This window comes from Desulfatiglans parachlorophenolica (genome assembly GCF_055394735.1).
This window is the reverse complement of sequence record NZ_AP042460.1, coordinates 2754470-2775521: the sequence shown is the minus strand read 5'-3', so window position 1 is coordinate 2775521 and position 21052 is coordinate 2754470. Positions and strand designations below refer to the sequence as shown.

26 protein-coding genes and 1 pseudogene are annotated in these 21052 nt (G+C 53.8%); 19 read left to right on the top strand and 8 right to left on the bottom strand.

Features of this window, described 5'->3' with window-relative positions; genetic code table 11:
* The first annotated feature begins 516 nt into the window (after positions 1 to 516).
* The 4 genes from ACZ500_RS12960 to ACZ500_RS12945 all read left to right on the top strand — a co-directional run bounded on the left by ACZ500_RS12960 (position 517) and on the right by ACZ500_RS12945 (position 3162).
* Entirely contained in the window at positions 517 to 1440 is a 924-nt protein-coding gene (locus ACZ500_RS12960) for an adenine nucleotide alpha hydrolase family protein (protein ID WP_464232892.1), read from the top strand.
* 162 nt (positions 1441 to 1602) lie between these two features.
* A complete protein-coding gene (locus ACZ500_RS12955; protein WP_464232891.1) occupies positions 1603 to 1776 on the top strand; it encodes a hypothetical protein in 174 nt (57 codons plus the stop codon).
* A 125-nt stretch (positions 1777 to 1901) separates the two neighbouring features.
* Positions 1902 to 2921: a methyltransferase gene (locus ACZ500_RS12950; RefSeq protein ID WP_464232890.1), complete on the top strand. Its 1020-nt coding sequence runs from the start codon at positions 1902 to 1904 to the stop codon at positions 2919 to 2921.
* A gap of 73 nt (positions 2922 to 2994) precedes the next feature.
* Complete coding sequence (locus ACZ500_RS12945; protein ID WP_464232889.1) at positions 2995 to 3162, top strand: hypothetical protein; 168 nt, start codon at positions 2995 to 2997, stop codon at positions 3160 to 3162.
* A 1-nt stretch (position 3163) separates the two neighbouring features.
* On the opposite strand, the gene ACZ500_RS12940 is transcribed toward ACZ500_RS12945, so the two are convergent.
* The 3 genes and pseudogenes from ACZ500_RS12940 to ACZ500_RS12930 all read right to left on the bottom strand — a co-directional run.
* Entirely contained in the window at positions 3164 to 5779 is a 2616-nt protein-coding gene (locus tag ACZ500_RS12940; RefSeq protein WP_464232888.1) for a hypothetical protein, read from the bottom strand.
* A gap of 309 nt (positions 5780 to 6088) precedes the next feature.
* Positions 6089 to 6733 (bottom strand): outer membrane protein, encoded by a 645-nt coding sequence (locus tag ACZ500_RS12935; protein ID WP_464232887.1) that lies wholly within the window; start codon positions 6731 to 6733, stop codon positions 6089 to 6091.
* 216 nt (positions 6734 to 6949) lie between these two features.
* A pseudogene (locus tag ACZ500_RS12930) lies at positions 6950 to 7203 on the bottom strand (DDE-type integrase/transposase/recombinase); the annotation flags it as partial.
* A 13-nt stretch (positions 7204 to 7216) separates the two neighbouring features.
* Here ACZ500_RS12930 and ACZ500_RS12925 point away from each other — a divergent pair.
* Both ACZ500_RS12925 and ACZ500_RS12920 read left to right on the top strand, forming a co-directional pair.
* Positions 7217 to 7411, top strand: a complete 195-nt coding sequence (locus ACZ500_RS12925; protein WP_464232886.1) for a hypothetical protein — start codon at positions 7217 to 7219, stop codon at positions 7409 to 7411.
* 699 nt (positions 7412 to 8110) lie between these two features.
* Positions 8111 to 8770 carry a methyltransferase domain-containing protein gene (locus ACZ500_RS12920; RefSeq protein WP_464232885.1) on the top strand — a complete coding sequence of 220 codons (660 nt, stop codon included), beginning with the start codon at positions 8111 to 8113 and terminating at the stop codon, positions 8768 to 8770.
* A gap of 256 nt (positions 8771 to 9026) precedes the next feature.
* On the opposite strand, the gene ACZ500_RS12915 is transcribed toward ACZ500_RS12920, so the two are convergent.
* Positions 9027 to 9194 (bottom strand): hypothetical protein, encoded by a 168-nt coding sequence (locus ACZ500_RS12915; RefSeq protein WP_464232884.1) that lies wholly within the window; start codon positions 9192 to 9194, stop codon positions 9027 to 9029.
* Between the two features lie 20 nt (positions 9195 to 9214).
* Between ACZ500_RS12915 and ACZ500_RS12910 the strand changes: the two genes are divergently transcribed.
* The 5 genes from ACZ500_RS12910 (at position 9215) to ACZ500_RS12890 (ending at position 11858) form a co-directional block, all read left to right on the top strand.
* Positions 9215 to 9580 (top strand): TolB family protein, encoded by a 366-nt coding sequence (locus ACZ500_RS12910; RefSeq protein ID WP_464232883.1) that lies wholly within the window; start codon positions 9215 to 9217, stop codon positions 9578 to 9580.
* 142 nt (positions 9581 to 9722) lie between these two features.
* Positions 9723 to 9881, top strand: a complete 159-nt coding sequence (locus ACZ500_RS12905; RefSeq protein ID WP_464232882.1) for a hypothetical protein — start codon at positions 9723 to 9725, stop codon at positions 9879 to 9881.
* Positions 9882 to 10170: 289 nt separating this feature from the next.
* Positions 10171 to 10995, top strand: coding sequence for a class I SAM-dependent methyltransferase (locus ACZ500_RS12900; RefSeq protein ID WP_464232881.1), 825 nt, complete (start codon positions 10171 to 10173; stop codon positions 10993 to 10995).
* Between the two features lie 407 nt (positions 10996 to 11402).
* Positions 11403 to 11591, top strand: coding sequence for a hypothetical protein (locus ACZ500_RS12895; protein WP_464233046.1), 189 nt, complete (start codon positions 11403 to 11405; stop codon positions 11589 to 11591).
* Between the two features lie 21 nt (positions 11592 to 11612).
* Positions 11613 to 11858, top strand: a complete 246-nt coding sequence (locus ACZ500_RS12890; protein ID WP_464232880.1) for a hypothetical protein — start codon at positions 11613 to 11615, stop codon at positions 11856 to 11858.
* Positions 11859 to 11916: 58 nt separating this feature from the next.
* On the opposite strand, the gene ACZ500_RS12885 is transcribed toward ACZ500_RS12890, so the two are convergent.
* Complete coding sequence (locus ACZ500_RS12885; RefSeq protein WP_464232879.1) at positions 11917 to 12093, bottom strand: hypothetical protein; 177 nt, start codon at positions 12091 to 12093, stop codon at positions 11917 to 11919.
* A gap of 733 nt (positions 12094 to 12826) precedes the next feature.
* Here ACZ500_RS12885 and ACZ500_RS12880 point away from each other — a divergent pair.
* The 6 genes from ACZ500_RS12880 (at position 12827) to ACZ500_RS12855 (ending at position 15962) form a co-directional block, all read left to right on the top strand.
* Positions 12827 to 13096: a hypothetical protein gene (locus ACZ500_RS12880; RefSeq protein WP_464232878.1), complete on the top strand. Its 270-nt coding sequence runs from the start codon at positions 12827 to 12829 to the stop codon at positions 13094 to 13096.
* Between the two features lie 236 nt (positions 13097 to 13332).
* Entirely contained in the window at positions 13333 to 13527 is a 195-nt protein-coding gene (locus ACZ500_RS12875) for a hypothetical protein (protein ID WP_464232877.1), read from the top strand.
* A 336-nt stretch (positions 13528 to 13863) separates the two neighbouring features.
* The gene (locus ACZ500_RS12870) at positions 13864 to 14115 is read left to right on the top strand and encodes a glycerophosphodiester phosphodiesterase family protein (RefSeq protein ID WP_464232876.1); all 252 of its coding nucleotides are present in this window, start codon (positions 13864 to 13866) and stop codon (positions 14113 to 14115) included.
* 195 nt (positions 14116 to 14310) lie between these two features.
* Positions 14311 to 14640 carry a hypothetical protein gene (locus ACZ500_RS12865; protein WP_464232875.1) on the top strand — a complete coding sequence of 110 codons (330 nt, stop codon included), beginning with the start codon at positions 14311 to 14313 and terminating at the stop codon, positions 14638 to 14640.
* Between the two features lie 398 nt (positions 14641 to 15038).
* On the top strand, positions 15039 to 15251 hold the full coding sequence (locus ACZ500_RS12860) for a hypothetical protein (protein WP_464232874.1): 213 nt from the start codon (positions 15039 to 15041) through the stop codon (positions 15249 to 15251).
* An 87-nt stretch (positions 15252 to 15338) separates the two neighbouring features.
* Positions 15339 to 15962, top strand: coding sequence for a cupin domain-containing protein (locus ACZ500_RS12855; protein WP_464232873.1), 624 nt, complete (start codon positions 15339 to 15341; stop codon positions 15960 to 15962).
* A 60-nt stretch (positions 15963 to 16022) separates the two neighbouring features.
* Here ACZ500_RS12855 and wrbA read toward each other — a convergent pair whose 3' ends face one another.
* The 3 genes from wrbA to ACZ500_RS12840 all read right to left on the bottom strand — a co-directional run bounded on the left by wrbA (position 16023) and on the right by ACZ500_RS12840 (position 17674).
* Positions 16023 to 16637 (bottom strand): NAD(P)H:quinone oxidoreductase, encoded by a 615-nt coding sequence (gene wrbA, locus ACZ500_RS12850; RefSeq protein ID WP_464232872.1) that lies wholly within the window; start codon positions 16635 to 16637, stop codon positions 16023 to 16025.
* Between the two features lie 54 nt (positions 16638 to 16691).
* The gene (locus ACZ500_RS12845; RefSeq protein WP_464232871.1) at positions 16692 to 17252 is read right to left on the bottom strand and encodes an Lcl C-terminal domain-containing protein; all 561 of its coding nucleotides are present in this window, start codon (positions 17250 to 17252) and stop codon (positions 16692 to 16694) included.
* A 215-nt stretch (positions 17253 to 17467) separates the two neighbouring features.
* Positions 17468 to 17674: a hypothetical protein gene (locus tag ACZ500_RS12840; protein WP_464232870.1), complete on the bottom strand. Its 207-nt coding sequence runs from the start codon at positions 17672 to 17674 to the stop codon at positions 17468 to 17470.
* A 170-nt stretch (positions 17675 to 17844) separates the two neighbouring features.
* Between ACZ500_RS12840 and ACZ500_RS12835 the strand changes: the two genes are divergently transcribed.
* Both ACZ500_RS12835 and ACZ500_RS12830 read left to right on the top strand, forming a co-directional pair.
* The gene (locus ACZ500_RS12835; protein WP_464232869.1) at positions 17845 to 19227 is read left to right on the top strand and encodes an MBL fold metallo-hydrolase; all 1383 of its coding nucleotides are present in this window, start codon (positions 17845 to 17847) and stop codon (positions 19225 to 19227) included.
* A gap of 176 nt (positions 19228 to 19403) precedes the next feature.
* Positions 19404 to 20918, top strand: coding sequence for a GNAT family N-acetyltransferase (locus tag ACZ500_RS12830; protein WP_464232868.1), 1515 nt, complete (start codon positions 19404 to 19406; stop codon positions 20916 to 20918).
* Positions 20919 to 21052 lie beyond the last annotated feature (134 nt).

The following is a 21052-nucleotide window of genomic DNA, read 5'->3' as shown; positions in this document are numbered from 1 at the left end:
CCTATGAGTGGGGATCTGAATATGAAGCCTGTCCTTCAATACCGTTGGAAAATAGAAAGATCCGGTTCCCAACCCGCCCTGGTTTACTATGGTCTGCGTAACTACCCGCGACACCAGGATAATGTAATTCGGATCCGGCTGGAGACAGCCAAACTGATCGAACGGTTTAACGGCTCGGAACAGCTATCCGAATTGGTAAAGTCCGCTTTGAGTGATGAGGTTGAGAAGTTGATTCAAGAGGGAATAATTGTTGACGTTGCAGAAAGAAGAGTTCCTGCCACTATCGAAAACTGTCGGAGCTGCATTCGCTGTGTCAACAATGACTATATCCTGCCCGGGTTGGAGTTCGACCAAGACGGAGTTTGCGCCTTCTGTCAATGCTATGAGAAGGTTGAGGATTCCGGTCCTCTTCACGGTGGGACGATTACGGACTCAGAGCTTCAGGCCTCCGCCGCAAATAGGCATGGACGTTTCGACGCGATGGTCCTCTATACAGGAGGTAAGGATTCTTCGTTTTTGCTCTGGTATTTGGCCAAGAAACTGGGACTGAACATCCTGGCTTGCACTTGGGATATGCCTTTTACCAGTGATTCGTCCAGGAGGAACATGCAGGTCGCCCGAGAACGACTCCCCAATGTCGAGTTTGTGAGGCGAACGGTCCGCTGGACCGACATCCAGCGCGTTTCGAAGAATCTCTTCGACGAGACAGGTTTGCCTTGCATCTGCCCGATCCTCGCGCCTGTCCTCTTCTATCCTTACGCTGTATTCGAGAACATCCCCTTTGTCTTGGACGGGGTGGAGGCGGCTCAGACAGTCATTCTTTCCAAGGTTATGGGGCTGCCTGCCAAGACCGGGGCAGCAGCCCTTTCGGATGAGGAACTAAGCCTCAGACAGATTCGCCGCTTCATTTCGCCCAATCTCGACTCGGGCGATCCGTGGGATCATTGTCTGGCGCGTGTCAGAGACGAGCTGGGGTCGATCTATGGTCCTTTGGCCACGGCGCTCGAGCGAGTCGATCCAGCGCATCCCCCTCTGGTTAAGCGCCTTCAGACGGAGAAGCTTTATGGGAAATGGACCGATGTGCGAAATATCATTGAAAGAGAGCTGGGCTGGCGGATGCCGGAGGGGCAGAAGGGGCTATTGCACACCAGTTGTGAAATCGAAACTGTGAAGGACTGGAGCCAGTTCCGGCGATTTTTTGATATGCGGACCACGCAGATGCCCCAATCGATCATCGAGATATCGGCGGCTGTCAACTTCGGCCAGATCAGCAGGAATGAGGCCCTGATGGAATTATCGGAGCGGGGTTATTACGCTCAGCCCAAAGCCCTTGCTCCGTTGATGGAAAAGCTTGGCTTGAGTCTGAAAGAGATAGAAAACCTATCCGGCGAACTCCCCTGTGTGCTCAAGGGATGCCGGTTTTATAGTGTCGCTTTCTGAATGTTATAAAACGTTTGATGTCTAGCTGCTAACGAATGGCTGCACCGGACGTGGCAAAACAGGGCGCCACGCCGGTGAGCATTGTGTTATGGCTACAGATTAAGGATAGATCAGTGGAAGAATATCCGCCGATTCGGGAGCCTAATTCGTTTCCATCCGGAAATGGTCTTTTTTGCCAATCTCAGCGTCAATTTGCACATTTGCTTGTGCGGCGGCCTACAGGTCGCCTCCGCGCAACCGTTTGATTTCCTTGATATTGGCAAAAAATCCTCATTTCCGGATTGGAAACTGGGTTGTACCGGGAAATCATTTCCGGATGGAAACTATCTACCTTAAAATGCGCTTTGTTTCTGTTTTATCAATAAATTACCATTCCGAGGTGGAAACTCCCTGACTACCGACTCCACGCGACCGGCTGCGCCTGCGAATGAACCCGAGCGTTGGACCGAAAGAGAGGAAATATGAAAGGCTATCTGCTACAAAACGATCCCAGTCGCCTTCTGCGATATAGAGACTCGATTTATGCGTCGGATTTGCTGGTATGTGCAATTGTCTATTTCGATTTTTTCACTTTCCTAAAAAGAGGGCCCAGGGCACTTGATGAAATCTGTGACAAACTGCGAATCCAACCGCGCCCGGCGGATGTTCTGATGTCGCTCCTTCTGTCAATGGCATTGGTTGAAAATCGTGGGCAGAGATACACATTGACAGATCTGTCTGCCATGTACCTTGCCAGTGACAGCCCCAACAGCCTGGTGCCATATTATGCTTCTCTAAAGAATCGTCCCCAATGCATGGAATTTCGGCAGGTACTTCAAACCGGACGGCCTGCTGGATGGTCTAGCAAGAAAGAAGGCGAAGATTGGGTGAGAAGCATGCAGAACCAGGAATTTGCAGATTCTTTTACCGTTGCCATGGATAGCCGTGGCGCTTTTCTTGCCCGGAGGCTTGCAGAAACGTTCAACCTCACTCAACATTCTGCCCTCTTAGACATTGCCGGTGGATCAGGCATATACGCTTGTTCCATTGCGCAAGTGAATGGCCATCTTGCTGCTACTGTCCTCGAGGTTCCACCCGTTGATTTTGCAGCGAGTCAGTCAATAGAATCAAAGGGCATGTCATCCAGGGTTAACGTTGTTGCTGGAGATATGTTTGATGAACTACCAATGGGCTATGATGTCCATCTGTTTTCCAATACTTTCCACGATTGGGATATAGATTCAATTGAGAGATTATCAGCGAATTCCTTCAGGAGTCTATCTACAGGTGGTACTATTGCAGTTTTTGACGCTCATTTGAATCAATTTAAGAATGGACCTCTTTCCGTTGCCGAGTATTCTTGTCTTTTGATGCATTCGACGCAAGGCAAGTGCTATGCAACAACAGAAATATCCGATATTCTTATGTCCTCTGGTTTTGGTCAAGTTAAAGTAACCGACGTAGCGGCAGATAGGACCTTAATTACTGGGAAAAAAGATTAAAAAGGGCGTACTCCATAGAGAACCTGGCCGAACGAATAAGGATCAATGTCATTGAGTTAGCTTCCATCCGGAAATGGTCATTTTTGCCAATCTCGGCGTCAATCTGCACATTTGCTTGTGCAGCGACCTACAGGTCGCCTCCGCGCAAACGCTTGATTTCTTTGATATTGGCCAAAACTCCTCATTTCCGGATTGGAAACCGGGTTCTACTGGGAAATCATTTCCGGATGGATATTCATGAGCTATTCCGCGGCATGCTTCAGCCTCTTCCACAGGCCTCTGGGAAAGAGTGGCAGGGGTAATTTCTTATGGTTGGCCAAAAAGGGAATCGCCGACGGGTTCCAATACTCGGTGTTCACAAATGTCAACGAAAGGTGGACCAGGTACAGCGTGTTTGTATACGAATAACCGGTGCGGTAGGTCACCCCTTCGCAATAGTTTGCCGTCCCGCTTCCCGTAACATTGGCGTACACATAATAGCTGACGCCGGGCTGGAGCGTGAAGGAGATCTGATCGTTCAGCGCCACGTTCAAATTCTTCGTGTCCCCGTTGGATGCGGAGACCCCGTGACTACAGCTCTGCACGTCTTTGTTGTGAGTGACATCCCACAGGCCGATGGTTACCTTGATAGAACATTCGTTGCCCGAATGATTGTCGCCGAACCAGTAAGCGCTCCCGGTGGCGGATCCGGCGCTGTTCAAGTAAGCCGTTGTCGCCTGGCTCCCGGTAAACGTGAAGGGATGATACCATTCCAGCTTCTGTGAGATGTTCGAGCCTTCATCGTTATAGCGGTTGTGCGCAGACAGGGTCAGGAAGAGATTTCCTACCGGGTCCATACCGTCGCTGTAGCCGGAAATCACGTTGCCGCTCTGATTCACCGTGTACTGGTTTCGCACAAATATACTGGGGGCCATCATGGCTTCCTTACCACCCACGCGAAACGGGGCCATGAAATAGCCGTAGGAAATCGTTCCCTTTGTATCGTCCTGGACATAACCCTCCGTATATTTCTTGACCTCGGCAATGCCGAGGTAATAGGGGCTGCCGGAGTCCGTAGACCACCACACCTCATAGGTCCCAGGATCTTTCCAGTAAGGGTACAGGTCGAAATACTTGTAGGTATAGACGTCGCCATATGTCAATGTCTTAAGGTCCTTTCCCCAGGAATCATAGGGACGTTCGGACAGCTCAACGTCCGCGCTTGCGTCTGCGACAACGCCGTACTCTCCGGAACCCATGCAGAAAACATCGTTCACGAGGGGCCGGGTTCCGATCGCACCGGTCCTCAGCGCGTAATGGTCCTGGCCCAGGGTCTGGACGATAAAAAAGGTGGCTCTGGCAAGGATGCCCTGCGCGCTGTCGGGAAGGAACCTACGTTCCCAGTAAAGCCCGGAATTGCTGAACAGCAACTTGAGGACGCACTGCAGGAATCTGTCCGTCTCTTCCTGGATCATGGGCTGAAAGGTCCCTGTCAGGTAACTGTAAGCGGGCGTCACGTCGCCTTGGGCGAATCCGTTCACCGGCGATCCCGCACCGGACTGATAGTTCAGGGCCTCCACCACGATGTTGGCCCCCTTGAACTGGTAAAAGAGCAACACTGCGAAATACTGCTCCAGGGTCTGGTAGTAGCTCATGAGCTGGTCGCTGCCGATCGGTCCCTGTAAGAGGAAGTTCTTCGTCCACAGGTCGAGCAGACCGTCGGTATTCCCGATGTCGGGGATGATGGCATCGTGGATTTTCTGAACTTGCGACTCGACGTCCCATGCCCCGTTGACGTTTTCGACGAACGTCTCGATCTGTGCCCGGACGGTCGGGTTGGAATCAGCAGAGGTACAGTTTGCGTACCATTTCAGGGTGTTCGTGTCCCCCCGGCTGTTTGGGTCCTCCGGAGCGTAATGGGTCTTGATCAGGGTCACGGCATCCTGGGCACTCTGCCCCTCGATATAGATCTCCACCTCGTTCGTGTCCATGGCGAGGTCATGGGCGAGATTCTTCAAGGTGGTGAGGATATTCTCCAGGGTGCTCAAGATCCCTTGGAGGTCCTTTTCCATATCCTGAAGACGACTGTCGACATCATCGCCCCCCATATTGAGCAGCCCCAGGATCCAGCCGGTGCCCTCGCCGCCAAATTTCGAGGCGGCGCCTTTCATCAGTGCCGCCATGAAATCCTTGAAAAACGACGAACCGATGGAGTCCGGATCATAGAAGCACCTGGTCCGGCCGGCCTCGAGTTCTTTTAGAAGCTGCTTAATGAAGGGTTCCATGCCCTGCATGGCATCCGCTTCCTTCATAAAGGCGTAGTGGGAAAAATAGTAGCAGTACCACTCGCTGCTGTAGATGATTTCGTCCAGATCGATGGTTTCCGGAATGGACAAGAACGCCCTCACGGCGTCCTTTGCCTCCCTATAGGGTATATCCGGATGGTCGGCCAGATAGGCTCCGAGGAGGGTCGTGATAGCATTGACCTTGTATTTCTGCGTGGGGTCGAACAGGTGGACGTACCGGATCAATTCATGCTTGAAGGATCTGCCGGCCATCTCCCCCTTCGTGATGACCAGCGTGAACGATTCAGGCAACGGCAAGGTGAGCGAAAAAGAGCCGTCTTCCCCGGTGGCGGAATCGATGCAATGAAGGAGAAATCCGTTTCGATCGTAAACCTGGATCGTCCCTCCGGAGACGGGATCGTCCAGGAAGGCCGTTCCTTTCAGCACCCGTGCTTCCTGCAAGTAGAGTTCATCCTTGACGTCATCCACCCAGTCAGCTGCTGCAGGGAGCCGGGATAGGGCCAGGAAGGAGATCAGCGACAGGAGGAACACCAAACGACCAACTTGGACCGGAAATCTTTTTTCGATCAGCATCTCCAATCCCCCTCTGGATTCGAGTCCGGGGATCCGACCTACGCCCCGAAGCGGTTTCAGGATGATTGATCGCGCACGCCTCTCGACTGGGCACCCTCACGCGTTAATGACCGGACCCGGCCTCACCGGCCGTGCCGAAATCCCCGCGGCTGAGGGATAACACCTCGCTGGAACCCCGCGCGCGGCGCAATGGCAGCAGGCCGACAGGGCGCTGCAGGAGAGGGCGGAAGGGAGCAGGGATGGTCGACGGGCGTTTTTCATCGGCCTGCTGAACCGGAGCGGCATCCGTATGCGGCCCCGGCCCACTGCTCAGAAGTGGTAGTTGAGCCCGACCGAGACGGGCACGGTCCAGAGGCCGTCGGCTTCCGATGGTCTCCCTAGCTTGGACTCGGGTGAATCCAGGTAACGCGCTTTGACATCGAAAGAGATGCCCCAGGGGCCCCAGCGGTACTCCGCTCCGGCCCCGGCCCCGAAGAGGAACACCCAGGAGGAATCCCAGTACGTTCCCTTCAGATGGCGATAAGATATATCGACCGAGGACAGATAGGCGGCACCCAGATCCAGCCGGAGGTAGACGTCCCATGGGGCGGCGCCCGGAAGCAGATGGAACTTGCCGCCGGCATAGACTGGAACGACTTCGAGATCGTCGAAGGAAATGCCCTGGTAGGTGTCGCCGCCGAAGACTTCGTACCCGATCCCGGCCAAGCCGCTGAACCATCGGCAGAATCGCCAGGCGAACTCCCCGCCGCCGCCGATCCCCGTGTCGAAGGCGTCATCGTAAGCCGGTGCCCCCACACCGCTGCCGGCCTCGCCTGAAATGAAGGGGGAGATCTCCCCCCACAGGCGCACGGAGGCCTTGCCCTCCTCCGCAGCCCCTGCCCCTGGGGCGGCAGCCAAAAGCGAAATCAGGAAGAAGCATAACACCCCACGACGAATGATCGATTTCTGAATCATCTCTGCCTCCCTGTGCTGATAAAAACCCGTTTTCCCGCGCAAAAGATATGCCGAAAACGGGCTTGTGTGTCAAGTGAAATGTGATCGCAGGATATTAGGTTCGCGACAAGGGTTTCAATAAAAGATGGTTAACCCGAATAATTCTCAGAAAGTGGTTTAACAAGCAAAGGATATTTGACAATATCTAAGGCTGTCGAGCAGATCGGCTAATGTTTAGTATTGCTTGATGTAAATGTCCTCGTACTTCAGCGCGACAGACGTTCTATCATGATATTGTCTGTGGTCAGGCCTTTGTCGTCGATACTGATTTTGACCCCGTGGTCCTTGAGCACCCCTGTAAAAGCGGCTCCGGTATATTGAGATCCTTGGTCCGTGTTGAAAATCTCCGGCTTCGAATACCGTTTCAAGGCACGCTCGAGGCTGCTCACGCAGAAGGTCTCATCCATGGTGACAGACACCTCCCAAGATAGTTTCCATCCGGAAATGGTCTTTTTTGCCAATCTCGGCGTCAATCTGCACATTTGCTTGTACGGCGACTTACAGGTCGCCTCCGCGCGAACGCTTGATTTCCTTGATATTGGCAAAAAATACTCATTTCCGGATTGGAAACTGGGTTGTACCGGGAAATCATTTCCAGATAGACACAAGATAGAACGTAGCGGCTGCACCAGTCCATGACAACCTTCAGATACACATACCCCCTCCGCGATCTATGGTCAGGATCGAAATATATACAAGAAGGGGGTTCCAGCGCAACGGTTTGATGAAGACATCTTCCCCTTTTCCGCAGCCTGCTTCAATTGCAGCACATGCGCATACAGTCCATATTAGATGTCCAGGATCTCCTTCGAGCCAAAACTGCGCTTCTTGTTCAATGTTTAAATGAAATTAGATTGACAATCGATACGGGTTTTAGGATGATTTGCCCGACCGACAGTCAAGCCGGAGTTATGCGCAGAAAGAGGTGCCTTGAAACACGACGGAACAGCATTCCCGACGATAGTGAAAATTTACACTCATAGTGTTTCAGTCCAATGGACTTTTGACCGCTTTCCCTCCTTTATTGAGTACAAGTATGTATATCCTCGTTGTGCTGAAGCCATTCTGACCGATTGATCCGCTGGATGCAGCTTTCCTCGTTGCGATGGCTCATGTGGCGGATGCGAAGAGTGTTCCTGGCTTGGTCCAGGAACTTGGGTTTGTCTATGTCATACCTTCTTTGGGATCGAGGCAGTCGCTGCATTGATGCCATTTCGGTTTGCCTTCATCCTTGTCCGATTGAGCGGATTCGGCGGCCTAATTCCATTTAGACCGCGATAACGGCGTCTTACACGGGTTCAATTGAGTAGTCGAATTCAAAGTCAGCCTGAGAACAGAATGAAAATGCAGAATAGTGATTATTGGCAGAATGAAGGCGCTCAGAAAGTCTTCACTCATCCAATCCATTCAGAGTGGTTAACGGGTGTTGACAGAAATAAATCTGTGCTTGATTTTGGATGCGGCTATGGGCGCCTCACACAAGACCTGAGATATCAAGGCTTTACCTTGATTCATGGCTATGATCCAAGTGAGCCGTTGGTAGAAAGGGCCATCCAGGAGAATCCTGGCGCAAATTATACGAACAATATCGATCAGTTATGCGGAAAATATTTTGGTTTGGTCCTATGTTTCGCTCTGTTTACTTCCTGTCCATCAGCGAGTGAGCAATCCGAATTGGTATCATTGATCAATAGTGTTACTCAGAAGAGAGCGTTATTGTATATCAGTGATTACGAGACTGACGACAATCCACATTACCTTGAACGTTATGAACAATGCCAACTGAATATTTACGGCTGCTTCCAATCAGGAACTGCCGTGTTTCGCCATCATGAAGCAGGCCACTTCGACAGGCTCTTGCGCAATTGGAGAAAACTCCATGAGAGGACGGAAGAGAGCAAAACATTAAACGGCAATGAAATTAGAATACATCAGTATCTATATGTAAAGGAGCAGGCTAAGCAGCCAGTGCAGCCGGCGCGCTTCGCGCGCGGCTGACCGGTACGTTAGACGAGGTGAAGATGAAAGGACTCAACGCACTGGTGCTTTTGACTTTGCTGTTTCTGTCAGCTGTGGCTTATGCTTCGGACAAATATAGCTGTTCAATTGCGACGCTTGACATTTCCGGCAAATCGGTAAAACGGATTGCGACCACCCTGACAGAAGGAGGAAGAAATAGGTTGTTCGCCGGAGGGCAAGACGGTTGTCTTTTCGGGAATCTCAAGCAGGAAGCACTATACTATGGCTTCGAAATCTACGCTAGTATCCATCCGGAAATGATTTCCCGGTACAACCCAGTTTCCATCCGGAAATGGTCTTTTTTGCCAATATCAAGGAAATCAAGCGTTTGCGCGGAGGCGACCTGTAGGTCGCCGCACAAGCAAATGTGCAGATTGACGCCGAGATTGGCAAAAAAGACCATTTCCGGATGGAAACTACGCTATGAACCTGACAACGGGTGATCTCGCCAGACTCACCAACGACAATGAATGGGATGAACACGCCCACATCACACCGGATGACACCCGGATCATCTGGCCGTCAAGCAGGGATATTCCCCAGAATAAGGGGGGCACGATACTACAGGATACTCTGCTGAGTCCGCCCAGAATGGATCTGTGGATCATGAACGTCGACGGGAGCGGAAAGCGGCGTCTGACCTGGTTCAATAAACGGGAGGCGCCGGAGTACCTGGGTGTCCGCGACGGGGTTGGTCTTGGTGATTTGGACATTCACCCGGATGGACAAAGGATCATCGTCAAGATGAGGTATGGCAGGAAGGACATCAACGTGCTTATTGAGCTGTAGCATGTCATGTTTGATGATTACGCGTTTCGCCTTACAACCGAATCGAACGCGATTTCCGATTAGCCGCGCTGAGCGCGGCAAACTCGAAGCGATTCGTTCGAAGCGCTTGAAGCCTGAATGAAGATCCCTTTAACAGCTACTCATGGATGAATATATGGGCGATATATTCACTACAAAACACGTAAACGAAGCGATGAACAAAGGAGTGGCAGAGGCTGGACCGATGGCTGGTCATGAAAACCTACAAAAAGCGATACCAACACGCGATGCATTGCGCTATGTAAAGAATCAATGTCATTGACTTCATTCTGCATGGAACACCCGGAATCGAATAATTTGGGCTACTGCGTGACTTCCTTGAACGGCAGGCAGCCGCTGATTCAGAGTTCGCTCAGTGCAGCAAGGTAATGGTGAGTGTTGTCAAGAGGTTTTTCTAGCGTTCTCATCCAGGGCGCGGGTGACGACGTGTTCCTCAAACTCGGTGCTTCTAAATGTCAGCCCGGGCCGATTCGCGCCTGCCGCTGCTGATTTTATCGGAAGGTCTGCGGATGGCCTCTTGCCATTTTAGGCTTCAAGTGTAGGAAGAGCCGATGAGCAGTTCCAATGAACAGATGATATCGAGCCTCGAACGGATGAGTCCATTGCGTGAGGCGGCCATACGCGCTGCGATCGGTGCCCTCCAGTTGCCGCCTGGCTCCCGGGGACTTGATATCGGCTGCGGGATTGGAGATCTGATGCTCCTTCTGGCAGAGGCGACAGGCCCGGATGGTCATGTCGTAGGAGTGGATATCTCTTGGCCGGCGCTCCACTGCGCCCGCCGAAGAGCCGGCAATTCGGCCCACGCTCAGCGCATCGAGTTCGCAAACAGCGGCATGGGGGCGCTGCCTTTTGCCCGGGGCGTTTTCGACTGGGCTTGGAGCGTCGACTGCGTAGGCTATCCTGCCGGGGAGATTCGTCCCGTCCTGGAAGAAATCTGCCGTGTCGTTTGCCCTGGCGGCGTGATTGCCCTCTTGGGATGGACTTCCCAGACGCTGCTTCCCGGGTATGAGTTGCTGGAGGCACGCCTCAACGCGGCTTGTGCATCGTATGCTCCTTTTCTCGAAGGTTATCCACCGCGGGCGCATTTTCTGCGTGCGCTTCACTGGTTCCATCGAGCGGGGCTGGTTGAGGCCGGCTGCAGGGCATTCGTCGGCCGGGTACAGGCGCCCCTCGGGCCGGAGATCCGAGATGGGATGGCCTTGCTCTTCGACATGCTCTGGGGTGATGCGATTGGCCAAGCCTCAACGGCCGCCGACATCGAGGAATACCGCCGATTGTGTTCCCCGGACTCTCCCCACTTCATCGGAGACATCCCGGAGTACTGCGCTCAGTTTACGTACACGATGTTCACTGCCCGTATCCCCGCTCGTCCATAGGCTGTCCAACGATTCGCTGCAGCTGCCTTCGGGGCGCTGCAGTTTTGCGGAACGTGAGATTTCGGATTTTTCAGGGAGGATGGCATGAAACAGGGCGGGAGCATATTCTCTAATGGGATGAAGGCCTTCCTTGCACCCGCGGTTATTTCCCTCCTTTTTGGCGGCGCATGGTTCTACCATGATCAGGAAGATGGCATTCGGAAGAGGGTCGAGGAAGACCTAAACGCCATCGCAAGGCTCAAAGTCGACCAGATAGCCGCATGGCGAGAACGCCAACTGGCTGACGCCGCTTCTCTGCAACTGCACCCAATTCTTTCGACGGTCGTTTTGCGTTTTATGGCGGAAGAGTCAGCGCAAAATAGGCGGGAACTGCTTGTCCGCTTCCGCGCTGCAGGAAGGGCGGCTCCATTGTTTTCACCGATGTCAATTCTGTCCCTATCACCCTCGAGGGGCGGACATGTCTGGTGGGTTTTTTCCGGGATATCTCCGAACGTAAGCGGGCGGAGACGGAGCGCGAAAAACTTCAGGCTCAGTTGATCCAGGCCCAGAAAATGGAAGCGGTGGGACGCTTGGCCGGCGGTGTGGCCCACGATTAAAACAATATCCTCAGCGTTATTATGGGTTACTCCGAACTGGCTATGGACAAAGTGAGGGAGGACGATCCTCTGCGGAAGGATTTGAAGGAAATCTGCAGCGCCGCCAAACGATCCAGGGACATTACGTGGCAGTTGCAGGCCTTCGCCAGAAAGGAGACCATTGCGCACCGGGGCGTATTTGACGAGGGCATCCAATTTATCCAAAAGCCTTTTTCGACGCAGAGTTTGGCCGCCAAAGTCAGGCAGACCTTGGAAGAAAAAACATAATGATCCGATCCATGGCGGACTGAAGAATTCAACGGACGCAAAAAACCGCGCCGCTGATTTATTCGTTCAGTTGACACCAGGAGGCAACGTGCCACTGAAGTTCGAAGGTCAGTGGCTGATCACGCCACCCGCGGACGGCTGGTGGCGCAATCAGGAGGTGGGAAGCGCTGCGGTTGAAGCCTGTCTCGCTTTCATCATGAAGGTTGCCCCACACGGTCCGCAGAGCCTTATCCATGCCCTCTCAGTTCAAAGCCATCGAATACCGGAACAACGATCAGTCGGTTCGTATGCCCAATCACTGCGGCCGGGAAGCTGCCCGTATTGAGGAAACGGCTTATTCTCGAAGAGACTTTAGCTCAATACGTTCCCCGTATTAGTTTTACATATCTTTCTTCTGGAAAGACGCACATCCTAAAATGTAAGGAAAGCTATCGAGAAGGCGGTGATTGAGTCGTCCAGCTATCCGGTGTGTCGAGCCGGTCGAACGTATCCCTCCCATGTTGCGTAGCGGAAGCGCTCATCAGGAAAACGCTTCGATGCAGCTATTTTGATGATGATTTTATAAATAAAAAAAGAGGTTGTTGATTGAATACTGAATAGTATGGAGAGGCTTTGGATTGCGCTTGTGCCGATTTCCAAGAACTGAATCATGAAGGAAGAATCAAGTCGGTATGTGTTTATAACAAATTTTCCAATTCATAATATAAAGTTATAATAATGCTATGCATAATTGAATTTTCCAGTTGAACGTTGTACCCGACATGGTTAAAACGATATTTCTCGTATATTATCCCGCAAACCAAACTCGATCTGGTAGCTGTCCAAGGTGTTTTGTGATATTCTATTTCCGTATGCGGATGCACTTAACGTTATGCTTAAAGGAATATGTAGTGATCAGTTTCAATTATGAACACAAAGCTGTTCTCGATGACCTGCTTTTGGGCCACCCCCATATACGGGCTGGCAAGATGTTTGGTCTCCCTGCTTATTACGCCGGGGCGAAGCTTGGTATCTGTCTGTATGAAGAAGGTGTTGCGATCAAGCTGCCTGAGCGGTCAGCGGCGAAGCTGTTGGAGATGGACGGGAACACCATCCCGTTTCGCCCTCTGGGAAAGCCGAAGATGCGTGAATGGGTTCAGATCAATCTGAGCCGTTCCGAGGACTACAGGCAATACGAATCCGTGTTCGACGAATCCATCCGCTACGTGCTGACACAGCGGAACAAGGCGGAAACATGAACAATTTCAAGTGGAGCGATCGGGATGAATATCCTTTCGAGTCACACCGCTTTCCCGTCCCGGCGGACAATCTGCACTATATTGATGAAGGCAGTGGTCCGCCCTTTTATCTACTGTATTAAGTCTATTCGATAAAAGGAGGAGGATTATGACGGAAGTAAAGGATTTTTTGAGCCCTTACGCTATGTTGACGCCTGGTATTACGGGCGCAATAACAACCCGTTTCCAATCCGGAAATGGTCTTTTTTGCCAATCTCGGCGTCAATCTGCACGTTTGCTTGTGCGGCGACCACCAGGTCGCCTCCGCGCAACCGCTTGATTTCCTTGATATTGGCAAAAAATCCTCATTTCCGGATTGGAAACGGGTTGTACCGGGAAATCATTTCCGGATGGATACCACCTATGGACCCAAGGATACGGGAACTTATTGAGCGATCCCAACCTGGAGACTCGATTGGTAAGGTCATTGATCTTCTGAAAGTGCCGCCGACGTACGCTCAGGAACCGGAAGAGGAACGAGAAGCAGAGAGCGGCGTTAGAGAAGGTTGTCTTGAAGAGCGGGCTCAAACCGGTATTGACTGAAGAAGAGATTCGGATCAAACAAATCCAGCCGACCTCCTTCGTCTGCGGCTGATTTGGGGCGTCGGGAAGCATAAAGAATAGACAAATGGGGTATGTATTATGGCAATCGATAATCATGCATTGATCCGAAAAGGGTCCGTGTTCGATCTCGAGAGTTTCCCCCTTCTCTTCGCCCACAGGGCGGTGTGCTCGAGGCCCCCGAGAGCACGGAGGAAGGATTCAACTATGCACTTGGGATCGGGGATGTTCTGCAGCTGGACGTCCAGTTGACGGCGGACGATCATATCGTTGTCTGGCACGGCCCCGATCTTGAGAACGTGAGCATTGAAGGGGAAAGCGATCGCCATGAAAACCATCGAACACTTCGAACATGCCCTGGGCCGACCGGTCCTCTGGGGGCCTCGGCCCAATCCCAAAGACCCCGACGACGACGCTGATTTCGTTGAGCAACTGGCCGTGCGACCCCACGCCCTGCATCAGGCAACGGCCTATTACAGCCCCCAGGAGGTGGTGCTTTTGTTCGGCTACTTCCAGGCCGCAGCCGAGGATTCCGGCGAACATGTGTCCCGGCCGGCAGCTGTGTCTACGCCTGTTTATCGCACGATATTATCGCCCGTGAGATTACACACGCGGTGCTGGACGGGATGTACCGCCGCTTCAGCGAACCGACCAACCCGGATATGCTCGCCCTTCACGAGGCGTTTGCAGATATTGTCGCCCTCATGCAGCACTTTACCATCCCGGAGATCTTTGACGCCGAAATCAAGCGGACGCGCGGCGACCTGGAGGGCGAATCCATGCTCGGCAGTCTTGCCATCCAGTTCGGTCGAGGCGCCTTGCGCAACGCTATCGGGACCATGGAAGGGGGTGTCTGGAAGCGTTCCAAGCCGGTTCCGCGGCGGCTCAACGCTGCTCGTAGATCTGTCTGTTGCGGAGGTGAAATACCGCATTGTGAAACATAGCCAAAGCGATACCCGTCAAACCCGTATGTCGGACTTTGTTCGGGAGGCAGCCGCCGATCCGCTGCGCGCTCTCTTTCTCATGGCTGGGCGCGGGGAGCCGTTCGCTGCGCTGCATGCGCTGGCCGAGGATGGGGTGTGAAAGAGAAGGGTCCAATACCCGAGAGAAATACGTTCAGGCTCTTTGAGGCTTCATTACAATCATGCGAATCTGACACACGCTCCAACCCGAGCGGATAAAGCAGCGCCGGGTTGAGCGGAACGTTCGGAAATGGGATTTTAGGATAAGAGATGAAAAAATAGAAGAAAATTACCAACGTATAACAGATGATAGGCGTTTGTTTGATATTCGCTTCTAGCAATCCCAAGGAGATCTTGCCATTTTCGAGGCGGCAACGGAAATGATAAATGATTATTTTTTATCACGATCTGACCTTATTCGATCAAAAGAAGCAAGCGGCAGGCCGCAAGACAAAATCGATGTTGAAAAGCTCGAGGAAGCTGAACAAATAGATACACTTGACGATAAGTTGAGCGCCGCTTGGCTTTGCGCTATTTACTACAAGTGGTCCATGATATTACCCAAGAGGAGTAGAGGTAAAATATTGATTTAAGATAGACTCTTTTATTTCTCAGGATTATGAAGATTCGAGGGCCCAACAGTCTGATTGAAATACCGTTTGGAGTGGCTGAGGACGATCATGCGAAGCAAGTGGTACGGGTCTGAGTGGATGAGGGGATGTTTTGCGTGTGCGGCTGTTCTTTTGATGCTCGCGATTGCGGGCGGATGCGCTTCGGTCCGACAGGACGGCCGGCTGTCGGCTGCCCGGGTGATCGCGGGCTTGAAGCTCGAGGCCATGCCGGATGAGGCCTGTCCCGGATTTTACAGGGTCACCTATGTGTCACCTTTCAGGGCGGACATGGAGAAGGAGCGGGCGGCGGCCTCTCTCATCTACTACCTGATGACGAGAGAGGTCCCGATCGATCCCTGGCATATCCTCACCTCCGATGAGGTGCTCCTGTATCACGCGGGGGCCCCGATGATCCAATTGCTCCTTTACGCCGACGGCACCTGGGAAGAGGTGGTTCTGGGTCCGGAGGCGGACAAGGGCCAGGTCATGCAGCAGGTGATTCCCGCAGGGACATGGATGGGCTTCGTCAAACAGGATGGCCCTGTTTATGACTGGGGGCTTTACGGCGTTATGGTCGTTCCCGGCTGGCACATCGAGGACATCCGCATGGTGAAGGACGCGGACGAGATCGAGATGCTGAAGAAGAAATTCCCTTCAGCCGTGCCGCGCGCGGCGGAACTGGGCTTATTTTGAGGCGGTGGAAGACCTCCCCCATGTTTGCCGCGCGCGTTCGAGCGGAAACCCCGCGTTGGCCTAACCCCTGAGCTTTACGGCGATTTCTGCGACCCTGCGCCCGAGAGCCTCCGCGATCTGCAGATCCTCCGGCGCCGGTTGGAGTTCGTTCTTCTGACCGGCGATGGTCGACGGCCCGTAAGGCGATCCCCCGCGGGCCTCGTTGTGGAGCATCCCGGGGATGGAGTACGGCACGCCCACGATCAGCATCCCGAGATGCAGAAGCGGCGCCATCATCGTAAAGGGCGTCGTTTCCTGTCCGCCGTGGGTCGAGGCGCTCGAGGTGAAGATCCCGGCGGGCTTGCCTTCGAAGGTCCCTTGCACCCATAGCCCGGGCGTCCGGTCGATGAGGCGCTTCATCTGGGCTACCATATTGCCGTAGCGGGTCGGGGTGCCGAAGAGGATGGCTTCCGCTTCGGCGAGGTCTTCGAGCGAGCATTCGGGGATGTCCTTGTGCTGTTCCCAGACGGCCCTCGCATGCTCCGACTTCTGGATATCATCTTTGACATCCGGGAACTCGGGGACGCGGCGCAGGACCACTTCGATCCCGGCAACCCCGGCCGCGCCTTTTTCCACCGCGCGCGCCAATTGGAGCACGTGACCATACAATGAATAATACACGACCAGAATCTTCATTTTCACACCTCCCAAGGATGCTGTTGAAAGCGTCAATATCCCCCGACACAGGCTTCAGCGGTCTTCCCGGACACAGCGGACGTAACCCCCATAGCTCTTATAATTCCATCCGGCGTACCCGTATTTGAAATTTACATACCAAGCCGAGCCGGGATAGTACAGGTAGGTCGTGTTCGACCAGTAATTGTCGGGGTGGCAATCGAAAACCGGGTGGATGGAGGGGGAAAACCGGCTGCTGTCCGCGATCGAAACCAGGTCGTAGCGTTCGGGCAGACGCCAGTCGGTGTGGCAGCCCAGTTCGAGCTTCTTGCAATAGGACAAGGCGGCGTCCCACCCCCGCATCAGCCCGTCGTCGCTTTTCTGCCACACGAGCCCGGTCGTGAAATCGAGGACTGTGCCGTCGCCGTTGTCCCTGAACGCCGGATCCACTTTTTGCTGGGATCCGCACTGGTTCGAGAGGAGATCTCCGAGGTTCGGACAGGGAACCCGCTTCCCCTCGAGGTCGTAACACTCGCGCTGCACGGGTTCGGGCAGCACCCACGCCATGGGCTCGAACCCGCCGCACAAAAGGAACGCCGACCAGAAGACGCAAAAAAGGAATATCTTCCTGCACATTGCTTATAACCCTTGGTCAGGTGGCTGTAAATCGATGACCAGTCCAATCTCGACAACTTCATGTTATCTTCTGCACTTTTTGAATGCAACCGTCAAGGGCATGCGGCCGCCGGCTAGGGTCGGACCAACCGGCTAGGGTCGGACCAAGGTAACTACTTGAAATGCTCCTTTAAAGTATGTAAAATCTGCGTGATTTAGGGCTTAGAACGCTGTTTTTACCGGGCAAATGGGCCTTCTAAGAAAAGATCGGTCATTAATTCGTGTCCATCCGGAAATGATTTCGCGGTACAACCCGGTTTCCAATCCGGAAATGAGGATTTTTTGTCAATACCAAGGAAATCAAGCGGTTGCGCGGAGGCGACCTGCAGGTCGTTGCACAAGCAAACGTGCAGATTGACGCCGAGATTGGTCAAAAAGACCATTTCCGGATGGAAACTAATTCGAATTTATGGCGGAACTCTAAAAGGGCATTTTGGGGTACTAAAATACAGGTCTAAGGCTTGAAGACGGGTGTTTTTTGAACGCTTCAGTCCGAACATCAACGGGTTAATCTGGTCCGACCCGGATCCGCGGATCCGAAAAGGAGGGGAACATGTATTTCAAACAGATCACCGTGCGCGGTCTGGGCTGCAATTCGTATGTCATTGGTTGCCCCGGGGCGAGGCAGGCGGTGGTGGTCGACCCCAAACGCGATGTGCAGGACTACCTGGACATATCCCGCGACGAAGGGATGAAGATCACCCACATCATCGAAACCCATGTGCATGCGGACCATGTCAGTGGAAATCTGGAATTGAAATCCCGCACGGGGGCGGACATCTATTACAGCGAGCATGCCCCGGTGACCTTCGAGCACAAGCCTCTGAAGGAGGGCGAGACCATAGAGTTCGGGATGGTCAAGCTCGAGATCCTTTACACCCCTGGCCACACGCCGAACGCCATATCGATTCTGGTGACGGATAAGGCGCGCGCCGATGTGCCCGGGATCATTCTGACCGGCGACTTGCTCTTTGTCGGTTCCATCGGCAGGCCCGATCTGGCAGGGGCGGAGATCTTCGAGGAGCAGGTCGAAAACCTCTACGATTCGCTGTATCAGAAACTGGGGCGTCTTCCGGACTATCTCGAGGTGTTCCCGGCCCATGGCCAGGGTTCCCTGTGCGGCAAAGGCTTGAGCGCGATGGCGAGCAGCACCCTGGGTTACGAGCGCCTGACCCAGCCCCTCCTGAAGCTGCCAAGCTTTGAGGCCTTCCACGAGCAGATCGCCGGCGGATTTCCGGTCCGGCCGAAGAGCTTCACCCACATCATCCAAACCAATACCCGGGGCGCACCGCTCCTCGAGCGCTGTCCGTTGGAGCAGACGCTCAACCCGGATGAGTTCGACCGGGTCCGCCGGGACGGCGCGACCGTGATCGACACCCGCGATACCGCTTCCTTCGGGGGGTTCCATATCCCGGGGGCTATCAACATCGGGTTCGAGAAACAGATGGCGAACTGGATCGGCATGGTCATCGATCCTCTGGACAACCTGCTGCTGGTGGTGGACGACCGGGAGAAGTACGACCTGATGACCACCGAACTCCATCGGATCGGTTACGACAATATCTTCGGCTATCTTTCGGGCGGCATGTCCGCGTGGATTGCCCACGGGATGTCCATCGACAGTTTGTCGCCGATCTCCGCCCAAGGCCTCAAGCAGCAGTTGGACAACGGAAATTCGGGCCGTGTGGTGGATGTGCGGACGTCGGAGGAAAGGCAGCAGGGCTTTATCGCGGACTCGGTCCATGTGCCGATGACCGATATTCTTGCCGAGGGTCTGGATTTGCCTGAGGACGAGGAAGTAATTGTCGTTTGCGGCACCGGTTATCGCGCCAACATCGTCGCCAGCCACCTCAAACAGGACGGCTTTAGCCATGTCCACAGCCTGGCCGGAGGGCTCACCGCCTGGCGGAACGCAGGCTACAGCCTCACGGTTTGACAACCGGGGGGCGCTGTGTCCTTGGGATTTTCGTCTATGTGTGGTAGAAGGTTAGGTCGGATTTTGGCGCCTCCCGGAATCGGCGCGCCCATTCAGGGCTCTTCTTCCTGTCCGCCTACTGAATCGGAATTCCGAGGCGCTGAGAATCACTCGAATGCTCTGAGGGCGTAAAGGTCATGAACGAGACGGTTGCGGTTTCGTCTGTCAAATTGCCGGCCGAAATGGCCTATTTGGAGCCTCTGACGAGTTTTGTCGCAGGCGTCTGCCGGCTTGCTGGATGTGATGACGAGGACGCATCCATGGTGATCCTGGCGGTGGAGGAGGGGGTCAGTAATGTCATCCATCACGCTTATGCCCAAGACGAAAAGGGACATTTCGAGGTCTCTTTCGAGGTGAGCAAGGCGGCGATAACCGTCGATATCCATGACATGGGAATGCCTTTCGACACCGAGGTGTTGAATCAGGATGACGATGTTTCGGGAAAATCCCGCCGCGTCTTGGATCATGGACTCGGCATTGTGCTGATGAAAGGGGTCATGGACCGGGTGGAGTTCCGGAATCTCGGAAAGGCGGGGAAATCTGTCCGGATGATGAGGCATTTCCGTCATCGAAAGGTGGACAGACTCTCTCCCGAAAATGAACCGGCTACTCAGGTCTCCAAGGGGGGCTCCACCCAGGGGCCTTACAGTATTCGATTGATGGAACCCCATGAGGCTTTTGAGGTCTCACGCTGCGCCTTCCAAACCTACGGCTATTCCTACCGGGAATTTATCTATTATCCTGAGAAGCTCCGGGAACTGAACGAAAAGCGCTTGATGAAATCCTTCGTAGCGTTGGACGCGAGCGGGGCTGTGGTAGGACACCTGGCCTTGTCCTGGCTGGAGGCCGATTCTCCGGTTGCGGAAATGGTGGCTGCCTTTGTAATTCCTTCATGCCGTCAGCGGGGCATCTTGAAGCGGCTGAACGAGGCGGTCATGGCCGAGGCAAAGCAGGCCGGACTCCACGGGCTTTTCGTCCACGCAGTGACCGACCATGTCGTCTCACAGAAAGGCGCGCTTAGTTCCGGCTTTGCCCCGAACGGTGTTCTCGTGTCGGCCATACCCGGAGACAGCGACTTCAAGGGACTATCCGGAAAGGCTCGGGAAAGACATTGCGCGGTTCTCCTCTTTCGTCGTCTGAGCCGCCGCACGCGCCACGACCTTTGGGTGCCATTTGCCTATGTCCCTCTTCTCGAGGCCATTCTCTCCTGGAGCGGTGAGGATGTCGTCCTGCACACCGAGGGCAGAGCTTTGCCTGCCGTTTGTGGAGGCAGGAACGCGGGAAACGGGGCCTGCAAGGTGGCGGATTTCAATGTCGCCGAGGTGCGGATCGCCGATTTTGGCCTTGATTCTCTGTCTGAGGTCCAGAAAAGCACCAGGATTTTTCTAGGTCAGAAGGTGGATGCGATCTACCTGTACCTGGATGCGGAAGTTCCCGAATGCACGAGTTTCTGCGAAGCCTGCCGGGAGATGGGATACGTCTTCTGCGGTTATCTTCCAGAAGGGATAGGGGGTCACGACGCCCTGATCCTTCAATATGGGCTGGTCACCACCCTGGATGCCGAGCGGGTCAGCCTGGCCGACGACCGGATACGCTCTATCTTCGCCGCAGTGGTCCAGGAGATCGGCGGTATAGGGGTCGGACCAAGCTAACATGATGATTCGATTGTTAAAAGCGCAGAATAAACAGGCTTTTTTTGCCTTATACCTGCGTTTTCGGGGCTGAAACCATGGTTTTAACGGCAAGAAACAGGAACAACGCTCATGAGATAGCTCGTTAGTTTCCA

Coding starts and splice junctions, on each gene's coding strand:
- ACZ500_RS12875 (WP_464232877.1), top strand. CDS start 13,333: ATGGTCTTTTTTGCCAATCTCGGCGTCAATCTGCACGTTTGCTTGTGC.
- ACZ500_RS12840 (WP_464232870.1), bottom strand. CDS start 17,674: ATGGTCTTTTTGACCAATCTCGGCGTCAATCTGCACGTTTGCTTGTGC.
- ACZ500_RS12925 (WP_464232886.1), top strand. CDS start 7,217: ATGGTCTTTTTTGCCAATCTCGGCGTCAATCTGCACATTTGCTTGTAC.
- ACZ500_RS12945 (WP_464232889.1), top strand. CDS start 2,995: ATGGTCATTTTTGCCAATCTCGGCGTCAATCTGCACATTTGCTTGTGC.
- ACZ500_RS12940 (WP_464232888.1), bottom strand. CDS start 5,779: ATGCTGATCGAAAAAAGATTTCCGGTCCAAGTTGGTCGTTTGGTGTTC.
- ACZ500_RS12920 (WP_464232885.1), top strand. CDS start 8,111: ATGAAAATGCAGAATAGTGATTATTGGCAGAATGAAGGCGCTCAGAAA.
- ACZ500_RS12855 (WP_464232873.1), top strand. CDS start 15,339: ATGCGAAGCAAGTGGTACGGGTCTGAGTGGATGAGGGGATGTTTTGCG.
- ACZ500_RS12835 (WP_464232869.1), top strand. CDS start 17,845: ATGTATTTCAAACAGATCACCGTGCGCGGTCTGGGCTGCAATTCGTAT.
- ACZ500_RS12915 (WP_464232884.1), bottom strand. CDS start 9,194: ATGGTCTTTTTTGCCAATCTCGGCGTCAATCTGCACATTTGCTTGTGC.
- ACZ500_RS12830 (WP_464232868.1), top strand. CDS start 19,404: ATGAACGAGACGGTTGCGGTTTCGTCTGTCAAATTGCCGGCCGAAATG.
- wrbA (WP_464232872.1), bottom strand. CDS start 16,637: ATGAAGATTCTGGTCGTGTATTATTCATTGTATGGTCACGTGCTCCAA.
- ACZ500_RS12955 (WP_464232891.1), top strand. CDS start 1,603: ATGGTCTTTTTTGCCAATCTCAGCGTCAATTTGCACATTTGCTTGTGC.
- ACZ500_RS12860 (WP_464232874.1), top strand. CDS start 15,039: ATGATAAATGATTATTTTTTATCACGATCTGACCTTATTCGATCAAAA.
- ACZ500_RS12910 (WP_464232883.1), top strand. CDS start 9,215: ATGAACCTGACAACGGGTGATCTCGCCAGACTCACCAACGACAATGAA.
- ACZ500_RS12905 (WP_464232882.1), top strand. CDS start 9,723: ATGGATGAATATATGGGCGATATATTCACTACAAAACACGTAAACGAA.
- ACZ500_RS12885 (WP_464232879.1), bottom strand. CDS start 12,093: ATGGATAAGGCTCTGCGGACCGTGTGGGGCAACCTTCATGATGAAAGC.
- ACZ500_RS12880 (WP_464232878.1), top strand. CDS start 12,827: ATGTTTGGTCTCCCTGCTTATTACGCCGGGGCGAAGCTTGGTATCTGT.
- ACZ500_RS12845 (WP_464232871.1), bottom strand. CDS start 17,252: ATGTGCAGGAAGATATTCCTTTTTTGCGTCTTCTGGTCGGCGTTCCTT.
- ACZ500_RS12900 (WP_464232881.1), top strand. CDS start 10,171: ATGAGCAGTTCCAATGAACAGATGATATCGAGCCTCGAACGGATGAGT.
- ACZ500_RS12935 (WP_464232887.1), bottom strand. CDS start 6,733: ATGATTCAGAAATCGATCATTCGTCGTGGGGTGTTATGCTTCTTCCTG.
- ACZ500_RS12890 (WP_464232880.1), top strand. CDS start 11,613: ATGGGTTACTCCGAACTGGCTATGGACAAAGTGAGGGAGGACGATCCT.
- ACZ500_RS12950 (WP_464232890.1), top strand. CDS start 1,902: ATGAAAGGCTATCTGCTACAAAACGATCCCAGTCGCCTTCTGCGATAT.